Here is a 15,185-nt window from a genome sequence, read left to right as displayed (position 1 = left end):
TGGCTCCGTGCCGGATGGGGTTGTTTCACATACCCGCCGACAATCCATTGCAGCGGGGGTACTACTAAATCGGTCGCGATTACGCGAGTGCCAATTTCTGGCGCGCATATTGTAGCGCTTTTTCAATCACTTGCTCAATAGTTAAACTGGTGGAATCCAGAACTAAGGCATCTTCTGCCGGAACAAGTGGGGCAACGGCGCGGTTGCGATCGCGGTCGTCGCGCTCTTTTATCTCGGATAAAAGGCGATCAAAGTTAACACTAAAGCCCTTTTCCTGCAACTGAAGCATACGGCGATGGGCGCGTTCTTCCGAAGAGGCATCAAGGAAAATTTTCACCGGCGCGTCAGGGAAAACCACCGTGCCCATGTCGCGCCCGTCAGCAATCAGGCCCGGCGCTTCACGGAAACCTCGCTGGCGACGCAGCAGCGCCTCACGAACGCGCGGGAACGCAGCGACCTGGGAGGCCGCATTGGCGACTTCCTGGGTGCGGATTTCACCGCTCACATCTTCCCCTTCCAGAATCACTTCGAGGTTGCCATCGGTGGAGACAAATCGTACATCCAGATGGGCAGCCAGCGGCACCAGCGCCTCTTCTGATGCCACATCAACATGGTGATGGAGCGCAGCCAGAGCCAGCACGCGATAGATTGCTCCCGAGTCTAGAAGATGCCATTGCAATGCTTCCGCCATCGCTTTGCACAGAGTACCTTTCCCTGCGCCACTTGGCCCATCAATAGTGATTACCGGGGCAACTGCCGTCATCTTTCTCTCCTTAATAAAGGCATACCGTTAACATGAACGCCGCGCATTATACGCGTCAGGCGCCTCAATCGTTAACGTTGCATTCAAAAACCCGAATTGTCTGTGCTTAGATGAGGAATAATTGCGCAATTATAGCGGGCTGGGGAGGAACCAGCCCGGAAGTTTATATTGTTTTACTTTTTGTCTGCGGCGATGCGCTCGCGGATATGTCGGGCACGATCGTTAGACGTAGGATGGGAATCCATTAACGATTTCGCGCGGCCTGCATCCATAGTCGCGAATTTTTCGAAGCCCGTGACCAGTCCCTGCGGATTGATGCCACGTTTTTTCAGCAGATCGTAGGAGAAATCATCCGCATCTGATTCCTGGCTACGTGAGAAGGAGGAGTTAATGACGCCTTCCGCCAAATCGCCCAACTGTGACTGCGAGAGTTTAGACGCAACGCCACCGGTTGCTGCCAGTGCGTCGCGCGCAGCCAGCGTGGCATAGGCCGTCTGCATCGCTTTACGAGAGTGTCCCAACGCCACGTGGCCCAGTTCGTGTCCCAGAACGCCTTCAATTTCATTGTCAGTCATCAGGTCCATCAGGCCGGAATAGACGCGAACGCAGCCGTTAGCCATCGCCCAGGCGTTGATATCCTTAGTCATATAGACTTTGTATGTAACCGGCGTGCCGTCAATGTTGTTGCCCAGCGCTTTAGCGATTTTGTTCAGGCGTTTGGTGTACTTGCTTTTGGCCCCTGCCAGCTGATTTGCGCTATCCATCTTTTTACAAGATGCGTCAGAAAGTGATTTCACGTCCGCATCAGAGAGCGTGGCGGCTTTATAGGCAGACATGCCGGCCTTAGCCAGCATGTCGCCATTAAGATTATTCGAACATCCCGCTAGCAGCGCAGAGGAAATGGCAAGTGCCATTAATAATGATTTATTAGTCATGAGAATCTTCCGTTGATATCAATAATTAATATATATAAATCAAATGCTTAAAGCATAATTATATTAACATTGCGTCTGATAACGCGGAAGTACTGAAGCAGACAGCACAGCGCCAGCCGGACGGCTGGCGCTAAAGGACAAAGCGGGGAGATCAGGCGAGCGTGCTAATACGCGCCAGCTGCTCGAAGTAGTCCGGGAAGGTTTTTGCGGTACATTTCGGGTCGAGGATGGTCACCGGGGTATCGGACAGCGCCACCAGCGAGAAGCACATCGCCATGCGGTGATCGTTGTAGGTGCCAATCTCCGCAACCTGCAAATGAGCAGGCGGCGTGACGCGAATGAAATCTTCGCCCTCTTCGACGTCGGCACCGACTTTACGCAGCTCGGTCGCCATCGCAAACAGACGGTCGGTCTCTTTCACGCGCCAGTTATAGATATTGCGAAGCGTGGTCGTGCCTTTCGCAAACAGCGCCGCCGTTGCAATGGTCATCGCCGCGTCAGGGATATGGTTCATGTCCATATCGATGGCGTTCAGCTCGCCGCGGGTACAGGAGATGAAATCATCGCCCCAGGTCACCACGGCGCCCATTTTCTCCAGCACATCGGCAAAACGAATATCGCCCTGCACGCTGTTACTGCCAATGCCGGTCACTTTCACCGTGCCGCCTTTAATGGCGCCGGCAGCGAGGAAATAAGACGCGGATGACGCATCGCCTTCGACCAGGTAGTTGCCCGGTGACTGGTACTGCTGCCCTCCGCGCACAACAAAGCGCTGGTACGCCTGGTTTTCAACCTCAACACCAAAGGTCTTCATCAGGTGCAGCGTGATATCAATATAAGGTTTGGAAACCAGCTCACCTTTAATGGTGATAACCGTGTCCTGCGGTGCCAGAGGCGCGGTCATCAGCAGCGCCGTTAAGAACTGGCTTGATACGCTGCCGTCAACCTCAACGGAACCGCCCGTAAACCCACCGCGCAGACGCAGCGGCGGGTAATTTTCCTGTTCCAGGTAATCAATCTGCGCGCCGCCCTGACGAAGGGCATCCACCAGATGACCAATCGGACGCTCTTTCATGCGCGGCTCGCCGGTCAGAACGATGTTGTTACTTCCCAGACACAGGGCCGCCGCCAGCGGACGCATCGCGGTGCCTGCATTGCCGAGAAACAGCTCAAGCTCTTCATTAGCACGCAGCGCGCCGCCGTTGCCGGTGACTTCACAGCGGGTACGATCGTCAGACAGGGTATATCGGACTCCCAACGCTTTCAGCGCATTGAGCATGTGGCGAACATCATCGCTGTCCAGCAGGTTTGTCAGGACGGTGGTGCCATTTGCCAGAGCTGCCAGCAGCAGAGCGCGGTTCGAGACACTCTTTGAACCAGGCAGATTAATGGTGCCATCTACCCGCGCGATAGGTTGTAAGGTCAGGGATTCCATGAAACGTAACTCTCAACTCAACATAATAAAAAACCCCGCAGCGAAACTGCGGGGGTGAAAAACAGCGCGATTAACCGTGACGACGTTCGAAATCGATCATGAAATCTGTTAACGCTTTAACGCCTTCCAGCGGCATGGCGTTATAAATAGAAGCGCGCATCCCGCCCACGACGCGGTGGCCCTTCAGGGCATGCAGGCTAGCAGCGAACGACTCCTCAAGGAATAGCTTATCCAGACTGCTGTCCGCCAGCTGGAACGGCACGTTCATGCGGGAACGGTTGGCCTTCGCGACGTCGTTGCGATAGAAATCGCTCTTATCAATGACGCCATACAGCAGCTCCGCTTTTTGCTGATTGATCTTGTTCATCTCAGCCACGCCGCCCTTCTGCTTCAGCCATTTGAAGACCAGGCCAGAGAGATACCAGGCAAAGGTAGGCGGCGTGTTGAACATGGAGTCGTTGTCGTTCAGCACCGTGTAATCAAGGATGGACGGGCACGAGGTGTGCGCTTTACCGAGGAGATCGTCACGGACGATAACGATAGTCAGACCCGCCGGGCCGATGTTTTTCTGCGCGCCCGCGTAGATCACGCCATAGCGGCTGACGTCCAGCGGAGTAGAGAGAATGGTCGAAGAGAGGTCGGCGGTGACCACCACGTTTTCGCCAAAGTTTGGCTCTTCATGGATGGCGATGCCGTCGATGGTTTCGTTCGGGCAGTAATGCAGGTAGGCCGCATCACGGGAAAGTTGCCACTCGCTCATCGGCTTCACGCCGCGCAGTCCGTCGACGGTTACTTTGGCGTCGATGACGTTCGGGGTGCAGTATTTTTTGGCTTCTTTAATAGCACTGGCCGCCCAGTAACCGGCATCAACATAGTCTGCGGTGGTTTTGTCACCGAGAATGTTTTGCGGGATCGCAGAGAACTGACCGCGTCCGCCGCCGTGGCAGAACAATACTTTGTAGTTCGAGGGGATGTTCAGCAGATCGCGAAAATTCTGTTCTGCTTCTTCGGCCACCTGAATAAACGCTTTACCCCGGTGGCTGATTTCCATTACCGACGTACCCAGACCGTTCCAGTCGCAAAGTTCCTGCTGAGCCTGTTTAAGTACATCCGCCGGTAACATTGCCGGACCTGAACTGAAATTAAAGACTTGTGCCATTTCCCCTCACCACGCTAAAAGCAATAAGTTATAACTGTGGATATCGGTTTTATCATTCAGTGACACGCGCCGCAATGTCTAAAACTTATGACCGAAGAAATGTGCCCCTCGTCACACAAAACAATCTGCCATCCTCCCGTCACAAAACCGACAAAATCGCTGTCAGGTGATACGCTTCGCCCGGCTGGCCCTTGTCCATTCTGGATTTGCGCAGCGCGGACATAACTGATGATCGCCCGCCTGCATGGTCAGGACGTTGCTGCACTTCAGGCAGGCGTACTCGCCCGTTTCCGGCACCGTGGTATGGCGCTCGATAAGCATGTCCGGCAGGATACAGAGGCCGGGCCTGACCTCCTCGTCGGAGTAGTAATAAACGCTTATCTGACCGTTGGTTTCCATGATCGCCAGACGCACCTGCCCGAGCTGTTCGACGCTGCTCAGGCGGAGCTCCATAAAGAATTCAAATTCGGTCATGTTGGCGCTGCGCACGTTTTCCCAGGCCAGCTGACCGTCCTCGACAATCACTACCGGCTTTCCTTCCAGCAGATCTTCCAGCTTTTCGCTTTTAGACATCAGCCACATCACCAGGCGGTAAAGTATCGCCAGGGTGACGAACACCAGAAACACCGGCACCATCGGAACATCGTCATAAAAGGCCACGTCCCCCGCCGCCGAGCCTAACGTCAGGATGATCAATACCTCGAAGAGCGACATCTGCCGCACGCCACGACGCCCGGTTATTTTGAGAAAGAGAAACACCAGCACGAAGGTATAAACGCTGCGCAGGGCGACTTCGCCTAAAAATTCGGGTGGGACTTTATCAAACGCCATCCGCTGGAGATCGAATGCTTTCATTTTTCTATGCCTTAACAGTAGGTTACTGCCATTAAGCATAGTCCAGTCTTTTATTTTCGCCGAAGATAGCACCCGTCACGCAAAACCCGTATCATTGCGCGCTTTACGTACGAATAAAGTGAACGCCATGACTCAAACCTTTATCCCCGGCAAAGACGCCGCTCTGGAAGATTCCATCGCTCGCTTCCAGCAGAAACTGACCGACCTGGGCTTTAATATCGAAGAAGCCTCCTGGCTTAACCCGGTGCCTCACGTCTGGTCCGTGCATATTCGCGACAAAGACTGCGCGCTGTGCTTTACCAACGGTAAAGGCGCCACCAAAAAGGCGGCTCTGGCCTCTGCGCTGGGAGAGTATTTTGAGCGTCTGTCGACCAACTATTTCTTCGCCGATTTCTGGCTGGGTGACACCATCGCAAATGGCCCGTTCGTGCATTATCCGAACGAAAAATGGTTCCCACTGCCTGAAGACGACGAACTGCCGGAAGGCATTCTGGATGAGCGTCTGCGCGCGTTTTACGATGCGGACAACGAGCTGACCGCGAGTATGCTGGTTGATTTGCAGTCAGGTAATGACGAGCGCGGGATTTGTGCTCTGCCGTTTACCCGCCAGTCTGACGAGCAGACCGTCTATATTCCGATGAATATCGTGGGCAACCTGTACGTGTCTAACGGCATGTCAGCCGGTAACACCCGCAACGAAGCGCGCGTTCAGGGTCTGTCTGAAGTTTTCGAACGTCATATTAAAAACCGTATTATCGCCGAATCCATCAGCCTGCCAGAAATCCCGGCCGACGTGCTGGCGCGCTACCCTGGCGTGGTGGAATCCATCGCCAAACTGGAAGCAGAAGGTTTCCCAATTTTTGCCTACGACGGCTCGCTGGGCGGTAAATACCCGGTTATCTGCGTGGTGCTGTTCAACCCGGCTAACGGAACCTGCTTCGCCTCCTTCGGCGCGCACCCGGACTTTGGCGTGGCGCTGGAGCGTACCGTCACCGAGCTGTTACAGGGCCGCGGGCTGAAAGATCTGGACGTGTTTACCCCGCCGACGTTTGATGACGAAGAAGTGGCTGAACACGCGAACCTCGAAACCCACTTTATCGATTCCAGCGGTTTGATCTCATGGGATATGTTCAAGCAAGACGCCGACTACCCGTTCGTGGACTGGAGCTTTGCCGGAACAACCGAAGAGGAGTTCGCCACGCTGATGGCGATTTTCAACGCGGAAGATAAAGAAGTCTATATCGCCGACTACGAACACCTGAGCGTCTACGCATGCCGTATTCTGGTCCCGGGCATGTCTGATATTTATCCGGCAGAAGATTTGTGGCTGGCCAATAACAGCATGGGCGCGCATCATCGTGACACTATCCTCGCCCTGCCTGGCAGCGAGTGGGAAAAAGAAGATTATCTGAATCTGATCGCACAGCTGGACGATGAAGGCCACGATGACTTTACGCGCGTTCGTGAACTCTTAGGTCTGGCGACCGGCAAAGACAATGGCTGGTACACCCTGCGTATTGGCGAGCTGAAAGCGATGCTGGCACTGGCGGGCGGCGATCTGGATCAGGCGCTGGCGTGGACGGAATGGACGATGGAGTTCAACCAGTCGGTCTTCAGCCCGGAGCGCGCAAACTATTACCGCTGCCTGCAAACCCTGCTGCTGCTGGCACTGGAAGAAGATCGTCAGCCGCTGCAATACCTGAATGCGTTCGTGCGGATGTACGGTGCGGATGCGGTAGAAGCCGCCAGCGCGGCGCTGAGCGGTGAAGCGCCGTTCTATGGCCTTCAGGCTGTCGATAGCGATCTTAAGGCCTTCCCGGCACACCAGTCGCTGCTGAAGGCGTACGAGAAACTGCAAAAAGCAAAAGCCGCTTACTGGTCAAAATAAGCGCATACAACATTACAGACTGTAGGCGTATTCAATCGCCTGGGCTATATTACGGGGCAATTTCATTGCCCCGTTTTTTTATTTTTTTCGCAATGATTTTTAATTGTAATAATTAAGTTAATCACGGGTAAATATAATAATACTTATCCAGGTTTGACTGTTACTATTTATGATAAATACTCCATTTTAATTAACTGTTTTAAGGGAGCGCGAACAAAATAATTCAACTCTTTTCGTAACTTTTAAAATTTATTTTTATACGGATAATCAAATACTTACTCCGCATTTGCTGTAAAACCATACACATTGCGGGCCTATAAGCCAGGCGAGATATGATCTATATCAATTTCTCTTCTATAATGCTTTGTTAGTATCTCGTCGCCGACTTAATAAAGAGAGAGTTAGTGTGAAAGCTGACAACCCTTTTGATCTATTACTCCCAGCTGCGATGGCCAAAGTTGCCGAAGAAGCGGGTGTCTATAAAGCAACGAAGCACCCGATGAAAACCTTCTATCTGGCTATCACCGCGGGCGTGTTCATCTCGATTGCTTTTGTCTTCTACATCACCGCCACAACCGGTACTGCTGCAATGCCCTTCGGCATCGCGAAACTGATTGGTGGTATCTGCTTCTCACTGGGTCTGATTCTTTGCGTCATCTGCGGTGCTGACCTCTTCACCTCGACGGTGCTGATCGTTGTCGCGAAAGCCAGCGGAAGAATTACCTGGGGCCAACTGGCACGCAACTGGTTAAACGTCTACGTTGGAAACCTGGTTGGCTGTCTGCTCTTTGTTTTGTTGATGTGGCTTTCTGGCGAGTACATGACCGCCAACGGCGCCTGGGGACTCAACGTCCTGCAAACCGCCGACCACAAAATGCACCACACATTTATCGAAGCCGTCGCTCTCGGCATCCTCGCTAACCTCATGGTCTGCCTGGCTGTATGGATGAGCTACTCGGGTCGCAGCCTGATGGACAAAGCCTTAATTATGGTTCTGCCGGTTGCGATGTTTGTTGCCAGCGGCTTTGAGCACAGTATCGCGAATATGTTTATGATCCCGATGGGTATCGTCATCCGCGACTTTGCGAGCCCGGAGTTCTGGACCGCAGTTGGTTCATCCCCGGAAAGTTTCTCTCACCTGACTATCATGAACTTTATTACTGATAACCTGATCCCCGTCACTATTGGGAACATTATCGGTGGGGGTCTGCTAGTTGGGTTGACATACTGGGTCATTTATCTGCGTGGTGGCGACCATCATTGATGGTTACTTCAGGCAGAAAATAAAAAATCCACTTAAGAAGGTAGGTGTTACATGTCCGAGCTTAATGAAAAGTTAGCCACAGCCTGGGAAGGTTTTACTAAAGGTGACTGGCAGAATGAAGTAAACGTCCGTGACTTCATTCAGAAAAACTATACCCCGTATGAAGGTGACGAATCCTTCCTGGCTGGCGCAACTGACGCGACCACCAAGCTGTGGGACAGCGTAATGGAAGGCGTTAAACTGGAAAACCGCACTCACGCGCCAGTTGATTTTGACACCTCCGTTGCTTCCACCATCACTTCTCACGATGCTGGCTACATCAACAAAGCCCTTGAGAAAATCGTTGGTCTGCAAACTGAAGCACCACTGAAACGCGCGATTATCCCGTTCGGTGGTATCAAAATGGTTGAAGGTTCATGCAAAGCGTACAACCGCGAGCTGGACCCAATGCTGAAAAAAATCTTCACCGAATACCGTAAGACCCACAACCAGGGCGTATTCGATGTTTACACCAAAGACATTCTGAACTGCCGTAAGTCTGGCGTTCTGACTGGTCTGCCAGATGCGTATGGCCGTGGCCGTATCATCGGTGACTACCGTCGCGTTGCGCTGTACGGTATCGACTTCCTGATGAAAGACAAATACGCACAGTTCGTTTCTCTGCAATCCGATCTGGAAAACGGCGTAAACCTGGAAGCAACTATCCGTCTGCGTGAAGAGATCGCTGAACAGCACCGCGCGCTGGGTCAGATCAAAGAAATGGCAGCGAAATACGGCTGTGATATCTCTGGTCCTGCTACCAACGCTCAGGAAGCTATCCAGTGGACTTACTTCGGCTACCTGGCCGCAGTTAAGTCTCAGAACGGTGCAGCAATGTCCTTCGGTCGCGTATCCACCTTCCTGGATGCTTACATCGAACGTGATATCAAAGCAGGCAAAATCACCGAACAAGACGCTCAGGAAATGATTGACCACCTGGTCATGAAACTGCGTATGGTTCGCTTCCTGCGTACTCCTGAATATGATGAACTGTTCTCTGGTGACCCAATCTGGGCAACTGAGTCAATCGGTGGTATGGGCGTTGATGGCCGTACTCTGGTTACCAAAAACAGCTTCCGCTTCCTGAACACCCTGTACACCATGGGTCCTTCTCCGGAGCCGAACATCACCGTTCTGTGGTCTGAAAAACTGCCTCTGAACTTCAAGAAATTCGCCGCTAAAGTGTCTATCGATACCTCTTCTCTGCAATACGAGAACGATGACCTGATGCGTCCGGACTTCAACAACGACGACTACGCTATCGCTTGCTGCGTAAGCCCAATGGTTGTTGGTAAACAAATGCAGTTCTTCGGTGCGCGTGCAAACCTGGCGAAAACCATGCTGTACGCAATCAACGGCGGCGTTGATGAAAAACTGAAAATGCAGGTTGGTCCTAAATCTGAACCGATCAAAGGCGACGTTCTGAACTTCGACGAAGTCATGGACCGCATGGATCACTTCATGGACTGGCTGGCAAAACAGTACGTTACCGCACTGAACGTTATCCACTACATGCACGACAAGTACAGCTACGAAGCCTCCCTGATGGCTCTGCACGACCGTGACGTTATCCGCACCATGGCGTGTGGTATCGCAGGTCTGTCCGTTGCTGCTGACTCCCTGTCTGCAATCAAATATGCGAAAGTTAAACCAATTCGTGACGAAGACGGCCTGGCTGTAGACTTCGAAATCGAAGGCGAATACCCGCAGTTTGGTAACAACGACTCTCGCGTTGATGACATGGCGGTTGACCTGGTAGAACGTTTCATGAAGAAAATTCAGAAACTGACTACTTACCGTAACGCTATCCCGACTCAGTCTGTTCTGACCATCACCTCTAACGTTGTGTATGGTAAGAAAACCGGTAACACCCCAGACGGTCGTCGTGCTGGCGCGCCATTCGGCCCAGGTGCTAACCCAATGCACGGTCGTGACCAGAAAGGTGCAGTTGCCTCTCTGACCTCCGTTGCGAAACTGCCGTTTGCTTACGCTAAAGATGGTATTTCTTACACCTTCTCTATCGTTCCAAATGCGCTGGGTAAAGACGACGAAGTGCGTAAAACTAACCTCGCGGGTCTGATGGATGGTTACTTCCACCACGAAGCGTCCATCGAAGGTGGTCAGCACCTGAACGTGAACGTGATGAACCGTGAAATGCTGCTCGACGCAATGGAACATCCTGAGAAATATCCTCAGCTGACCATCCGCGTATCTGGCTACGCAGTACGTTTTAACTCCCTGACTAAAGAACAGCAGCAGGACGTTATTACCCGTACCTTCACTCAGTCCATGTAATTGGATTTGACTGAAATCACGCGTTAAAAAGCGTACAATAAAGGCTCCACGTCAGTGGGGCCTTTTTAGCACCTCCCCCACCCCAGTCTCTTTTGTCCGTTATCTATACTTGATGGATAACAGCCAAAACAGACTCGACATAGCCTTTGAGCTATGCATCTACATAGGCCCCCGGATGGGCCAAATTCGGAGATATCACCGCAATGTCAATTATTGGTCGCATTCACTCCTTTGAATCCTGTGGCACCGTTGATGGCCCAGGGATCCGCTTCATTACCTTCTTCCAGGGCTGCCTGATGCGTTGCCTGTACTGTCACAACCGCGATACCTGGGACACGCACGGCGGCAAAGAGGTCACCGTTGAAGATCTGATGAAAGAGGTCGTGACCTACCGTCACTTTATGAATGCATCCGGCGGCGGCGTAACCGCGTCCGGCGGTGAGGCTATCCTTCAGGCAGAGTTCGTGCGCGACTGGTTCCGCGCCTGCCGCAAAGAAGGTATTCACACCTGTCTCGATACCAACGGCTTCGTGCGCCGCTACGATCCGGTCATTGATGAGCTGCTTGAAGTGACCGACCTGGTGATGCTCGATCTCAAACAGATGAACGACGAGATCCACCAGAATCTGGTTGGCGTGTCTAACCACCGTACCCTGGAGTTTGCGAAATACATCTCCGGTAAAGGCATTAAAACCTGGATCCGCTATGTGGTTGTGCCAGGCTGGTCAGATGATGACGATTCCGCGCACCGCCTCGGCGAGTTTACCCGCGACATGGGTAACGTTGAGAAAATTGAGCTGCTGCCTTACCACGAGCTGGGTAAACATAAATGGGTGGCGATGGGCGAAGAGTATAAGCTCGATGGCGTGAAGCCGCCGAAGAAAGAGACCATGGAGCGCGTTAAAGGCATTCTTGAGCAGTACGGTCACAAAGTGATGTATTAATCACAACTCCTCAGGTGAGGGTTTAGACGTGATAATAAAAAGCTCGGTGATTGCACCGGGCTTTTTTTATTCTATTTAAAGACGCCGTTAATAATCGTGGTCACGATTGCCGTGCTGAGCGCAATTAACACCAGGTCGTCCCCCACGACCCGCCATTCATAGCCCGGATAAGACGGAAGCTGGCCGAGCATCGAGGCAGGCACCGTCTTTTTAGCTATTCCCGGAGGCAGAGGTTTACCCCGAGCGAGATTTTTCGCAATGCCCGGCGGCAGTGAATCATAGCCTGTCAGCCCATAATTCAGCGCCAGGTGGCGGGCATGATCGAAGCTCACGCGGGCATCTACATCATCACCGACGCTTTTATTCGATTTGCCGGGATCCTGATGACCGTTATTTTGTTTATTGCCATGGTTACCGGAATTTCCGTTTCCATGATTGCCGCTATTACCTTGTCCGTTACCATTTCCGTGACCGTTCCCGTTTCCCGGGTTCGCCATAACCGGAGCCGTTGCAAAGGTTAAAGACAACACTACTGCCAGTGCGGCAGTGGATAAACGACGAATAGACATGATGGCTGCCTTATAGTGGTAGGACTCACCTGAATTATCGCCCGGCGCAATAAACAAACAATAAGTAAAACTCTTAGTTGTGACGGAGACAAAAAAGCCTGTCATCGACAGGCTTTTATTTAATCAGGCGTGCGCAACCGGGGTTGGATGTTCACCCGCTTTACGCAGCAGCATCAGGAGATAAATAAACGACACGCTGGCAATCATGATAAACAGCAGATTGTCGGAATAGTTCTGCATCAGCATCGCGGTAAACGTCGGCCCAAGTAAACTGCCGATGGTGTAGCTCAGCAACAGCGCCTGGTTCATCGCCACCAGCTGATGGTGTTCCACTTTCTCACAGGCCCAGGCCATCGCCACCGGATAAAGCGTAAAACCCGCCGCGCCCAGAATAAACAGCGCTGGCGCCATCGCTGCGTTGCTGAGCATGGCCACGCAGCCCATAATTACCACAAACACCTGCACGCGCAGGACCAGCAGACGACCAAAGCGATCCGCCAGACGGCCAATCGGCCACTGACCGACAATCCCCGCGCTGACCATCACCGCCATCCAGAAGCCGATACCGGAATCGCTCACGCCCTGATGGTTCAGATAAAGCGGCATCAGCCCGTAGAGCGAGCCCAGCACGATACCCGAAATAATGCAGCCGTTAACGCCGAGGCGCGCCTGAGGCAGTCTCAGCATCGGCCAGACGTGGGTCGCTTCCTGATGCTCGCTCTGCTGGTTCACGATACGCGTGAACAGCAGCGGCAAAATCGCAGCCAGCACCATGCCCGTCACCCACGGTAGGACGCTCATGAGGTCGGTTGGCAGCTTGCTGACCATCAGCTGGCCCAGCACGGTACCCACGTAGTAAACCATCATATAGGCCGCCAGCAGACGGCCGCGGTTGCGTGACGTGCCGCTGCACATCAGCGCGCTTTCCACGACTACCCAGATCATCGCGCAGCCTACGCCCGCAATGAAGCGCCACAGCATCCAGCTCCAGAAGCCGACCATCAGGCCCAGCCCCGCGCATCCCACGGCGAAAATCAGCGAGGCAAGATAATAGCTGCGGTTAAAGCCCGCGCGCTTAATCAGGCTACCGGTTAATAACGTGCCCAGCAGGTTCCCGGTAAAAAAGGACGAGCTAACCATACCCACCTGCCAGGTCGGTAAGTTTTCATGGGCGAGCCACAGCGGGACGAGCGTATTTAACACTGCGATCGCCAGGGTCAGCAGAAGCAGGCCACAGAGCAACAGGAGCACTGGCCGGGTATAAGTGGTCATGGATTAAAAACCGTGAGGAAGTTCAGATTTCGTGCGCATCATGCCACTGGCAAAAACAAAGTCAATCCACCGATTTACGCGGCAAGCACGATATGTACAGCGTCGATTTAAAAAACTAATCCTGCTAATGCAACGCCTGCTACCAATATTTATTATCTGATTGTTTTTGTTTATTTAAGGGAAAAATATAGGCCGGACGACAGTCGAAAAATTTCATGATTCAAAAAAAGAAAGCCGGGCACTAAGTCCCGGCTTTATATAACAAATAACGGTATTAACTGGCGATAGCCATACCAACCGTCATATGCAGGCCGTAGAACACTCCGCGACCAATCAACTCACCTGCCAGCACCAGCACAAAGGCCAGGGACAGCAGCGGCAGCGCGGGCTGATAACCCTTCACCTGAGGCACAACCCAGCACGCCAGCGCCGCCGTCAGGAGCACCACGCGCCAGGCCATCAGCGAGCCGTAGTCAGGTACCAGCGCAGACGCCTGCTGAATGGAGCTGTGAATAGTGGCAAGCTCTGCCCCCTGCATCAGCGCGACGACCGCGCTCACCAGCAGCGCCAGCATGGAAACCACCGGCAGCAGACGCATCGCCCAGCCGTTCACGCCCGCTACGCGCAGCAGCAGGAAGCCCAGCAGCGGCCCGCCGATAAACATCGTCAGGAAGAAGCTCATTGGCGTCCAGACGCTGTACCAGGTCGGGACGGTGTCGATGGTGTTATAAACGCGCACCATCATCCACACGAAGACCACGCCCAGCACCATCGTGACGATCAGCCAGATACCGCGCAGACCCGCAGGTAATTTTTTCAGTGCAGCCAGCAGCCAGCCAAGACCGCCGACGGCAAAGAAAATTGCGCCGCTGGCAATTTCATTGCTGAGCGAAGAGGCACCCACGCGGTTCAGCGAGTTAAAGGCGCGCATCGGCGAACCAAGGTGCAGCGTTGAAGCGATAAAGCTAATCCCCATCAGCACCCACAGGCCAAACATGCTCAGCACGACACGCTGCTGCTGCTCGGCGTTCAGATTGCCCTTTAACAGCGCCAGCGCGAGCACAATAAAACCACCCGCCACGCACTGCCCGAAGACCGTGAAGATCATCAGCGGCCATTCATGCCATCCACTTCCCATCTCACACCTCCTTCGGGTTTGCCAGGTAGCCGGTGGTGTCCCCTGTCGGGCGGCTGTTGGCATTAGGTTTAATCACAATGCTCGGTTTGGTGAAGTGCGCGGACGGCAGCGGCGCAACCGCCGCCAGCTGACCGTGTTTTTTACGCAGCTCCTCAATCGGGCCGAAGTCCAGCGCGCGCAGCGGGCAGGACTCGACGCAGATCGGCTTTTTGCCGTCGGCCACGCGGGAGTGGCAGCCGTCACACTTGGTCATGTGCCCTTTGGCTTCGTTGTACTGCGGCGCACCGTACGGGCAGGCCATGTGGCAGTAGCGGCAGCCGATACAGACATCTTCGTTCACCACCACAAAGCCGTCGTCGCGCTTGTGCATCGCCCCGCTCGGGCAGACCTTGGTACAGGCCGGATCTTCGCAGTGGTTGCAGGCAATCGACAGGTAATAGGCGAAGACGTTCTGATGCCAGACGCCGTTGTCCTCCTGCCAGTCGCCGCCCGCGTATTCATAAATACGGCGGAAGCTGACGTCGGGGGTTAAATCTTTGTAGTCCTTGCAGGCCAGTTCGCAGGTTTTGCAACCGGTGCAGCGGCTGGAATCAATAAAAAATCCATACTGGGTTGTCATCGGTTACTCC

General features: G+C 53.4%; 13 protein-coding genes. 4 read left to right on the top strand and 9 right to left on the bottom strand.

The features are described from left to right. Nucleotides 1-79: 79 nt before the first annotated feature. The 5 genes from cmk to ACSVHP_RS09490 all read right to left on the bottom strand — a co-directional run bounded on the left by cmk (nt 80) and on the right by ACSVHP_RS09490 (nt 5,147). The gene (gene cmk, locus ACSVHP_RS09510) at nt 80-763 is read right to left on the bottom strand and encodes a (d)CMP kinase (protein ID WP_014069582.1); all 684 of its coding nucleotides are present in this window, start codon (nt 761-763) and stop codon (nt 80-82) included. A 173-nt stretch (nt 764-936) separates the two neighbouring features. Next, nucleotides 937-1,698 (bottom strand): metalloprotease LoiP, encoded by a 762-nt coding sequence (gene loiP, locus ACSVHP_RS09505; protein ID WP_417314317.1) that lies wholly within the window; start codon nt 1,696-1,698, stop codon nt 937-939. Nucleotides 1,699-1,849: 151 nt separating this feature from the next. Next, a complete protein-coding gene (gene aroA / locus ACSVHP_RS09500; protein WP_447551764.1) occupies nt 1,850-3,133 on the bottom strand; it encodes a 3-phosphoshikimate 1-carboxyvinyltransferase in 1,284 nt (427 codons plus the stop codon). A gap of 70 nt (nt 3,134-3,203) precedes the next feature. Next, nucleotides 3,204-4,292, bottom strand: coding sequence for a 3-phosphoserine/phosphohydroxythreonine transaminase (serC, locus tag ACSVHP_RS09495; protein WP_447551763.1), 1,089 nt, complete (start codon nt 4,290-4,292; stop codon nt 3,204-3,206). 162 nt (nt 4,293-4,454) lie between these two features. Beyond that, nucleotides 4,455-5,147, bottom strand: coding sequence for a DUF421 domain-containing protein (locus ACSVHP_RS09490; protein WP_447551762.1), 693 nt, complete (start codon nt 5,145-5,147; stop codon nt 4,455-4,457). 127 nt (nt 5,148-5,274) lie between these two features. Between ACSVHP_RS09490 and ycaO the strand changes: the two genes are divergently transcribed. The 4 genes from ycaO to pflA all read left to right on the top strand — a co-directional run bounded on the left by ycaO (nt 5,275) and on the right by pflA (nt 11,577). Further along, complete coding sequence (gene ycaO / locus ACSVHP_RS09485; protein ID WP_447551761.1) at nt 5,275-7,035, top strand: 30S ribosomal protein S12 methylthiotransferase accessory factor YcaO; 1,761 nt, start codon at nt 5,275-5,277, stop codon at nt 7,033-7,035. A 406-nt stretch (nt 7,036-7,441) separates the two neighbouring features. Further along, entirely contained in the window at nt 7,442-8,299 is an 858-nt protein-coding gene (focA, locus tag ACSVHP_RS09480) for a formate transporter FocA (RefSeq protein WP_234673981.1), read from the top strand. Nucleotides 8,300-8,350: 51 nt separating this feature from the next. Then, the gene (gene pflB, locus ACSVHP_RS09475; RefSeq protein ID WP_234673982.1) at nt 8,351-10,633 is read left to right on the top strand and encodes a formate C-acetyltransferase; all 2,283 of its coding nucleotides are present in this window, start codon (nt 8,351-8,353) and stop codon (nt 10,631-10,633) included. A gap of 203 nt (nt 10,634-10,836) precedes the next feature. Further along, nucleotides 10,837-11,577: a pyruvate formate lyase 1-activating protein gene (gene pflA, locus ACSVHP_RS09470; protein WP_137848949.1), complete on the top strand. Its 741-nt coding sequence runs from the start codon at nt 10,837-10,839 to the stop codon at nt 11,575-11,577. Nucleotides 11,578-11,648: 71 nt separating this feature from the next. On the opposite strand, the gene ACSVHP_RS09465 is transcribed toward pflA, so the two are convergent. The 4 genes from ACSVHP_RS09465 to ACSVHP_RS09450 form a co-directional block, all read right to left on the bottom strand. After that, nucleotides 11,649-12,146, bottom strand: a complete 498-nt coding sequence (locus ACSVHP_RS09465; RefSeq protein WP_447551760.1) for an anti-virulence regulator CigR family protein — start codon at nt 12,144-12,146, stop codon at nt 11,649-11,651. A gap of 123 nt (nt 12,147-12,269) precedes the next feature. Beyond that, nucleotides 12,270-13,418 (bottom strand): MFS transporter, encoded by a 1,149-nt coding sequence (locus ACSVHP_RS09460; RefSeq protein ID WP_447551759.1) that lies wholly within the window; start codon nt 13,416-13,418, stop codon nt 12,270-12,272. Nucleotides 13,419-13,692: 274 nt separating this feature from the next. Then, nucleotides 13,693-14,556 carry a dimethyl sulfoxide reductase anchor subunit family protein gene (locus tag ACSVHP_RS09455; RefSeq protein ID WP_447551758.1) on the bottom strand — a complete coding sequence of 288 codons (864 nt, stop codon included), beginning with the start codon at nt 14,554-14,556 and terminating at the stop codon, nt 13,693-13,695. A 1-nt stretch (nt 14,557) separates the two neighbouring features. Continuing rightward, a complete protein-coding gene (locus tag ACSVHP_RS09450; RefSeq protein ID WP_447551757.1) occupies nt 14,558-15,175 on the bottom strand; it encodes a DMSO/selenate family reductase complex B subunit in 618 nt (205 codons plus the stop codon). Between the last annotated feature and the right edge of the window lie 10 nt (nt 15,176-15,185).

This window comes from Enterobacter sp. 186315 (genome assembly GCF_053290175.1).
This window is presented reverse-complemented; position numbering and strand designations above follow the sequence as displayed.

Coding starts and splice junctions, on each gene's coding strand:
- cmk (WP_014069582.1), bottom strand. CDS start 763: ATGACGGCAGTTGCCCCGGTAATCACTATTGATGGGCCAAGTGGCGCA.
- loiP (WP_417314317.1), bottom strand. CDS start 1,698: ATGACTAATAAATCATTATTAATGGCACTTGCCATTTCCTCTGCGCTG.
- aroA (WP_447551764.1), bottom strand. CDS start 3,133: ATGGAATCCCTGACCTTACAACCTATCGCGCGGGTAGATGGCACCATT.
- serC (WP_447551763.1), bottom strand. CDS start 4,292: ATGGCACAAGTCTTTAATTTCAGTTCAGGTCCGGCAATGTTACCGGCG.
- ACSVHP_RS09490 (WP_447551762.1), bottom strand. CDS start 5,147: ATGAAAGCATTCGATCTCCAGCGGATGGCGTTTGATAAAGTCCCACCC.
- ycaO (WP_447551761.1), top strand. CDS start 5,275: ATGACTCAAACCTTTATCCCCGGCAAAGACGCCGCTCTGGAAGATTCC.
- pflB (WP_234673982.1), top strand. CDS start 8,351: ATGTCCGAGCTTAATGAAAAGTTAGCCACAGCCTGGGAAGGTTTTACT.
- pflA (WP_137848949.1), top strand. CDS start 10,837: ATGTCAATTATTGGTCGCATTCACTCCTTTGAATCCTGTGGCACCGTT.
- ACSVHP_RS09465 (WP_447551760.1), bottom strand. CDS start 12,146: ATGTCTATTCGTCGTTTATCCACTGCCGCACTGGCAGTAGTGTTGTCT.
- ACSVHP_RS09460 (WP_447551759.1), bottom strand. CDS start 13,418: ATGACCACTTATACCCGGCCAGTGCTCCTGTTGCTCTGTGGCCTGCTT.
- ACSVHP_RS09455 (WP_447551758.1), bottom strand. CDS start 14,556: ATGGGAAGTGGATGGCATGAATGGCCGCTGATGATCTTCACGGTCTTC.
- ACSVHP_RS09450 (WP_447551757.1), bottom strand. CDS start 15,175: ATGACAACCCAGTATGGATTTTTTATTGATTCCAGCCGCTGCACCGGT.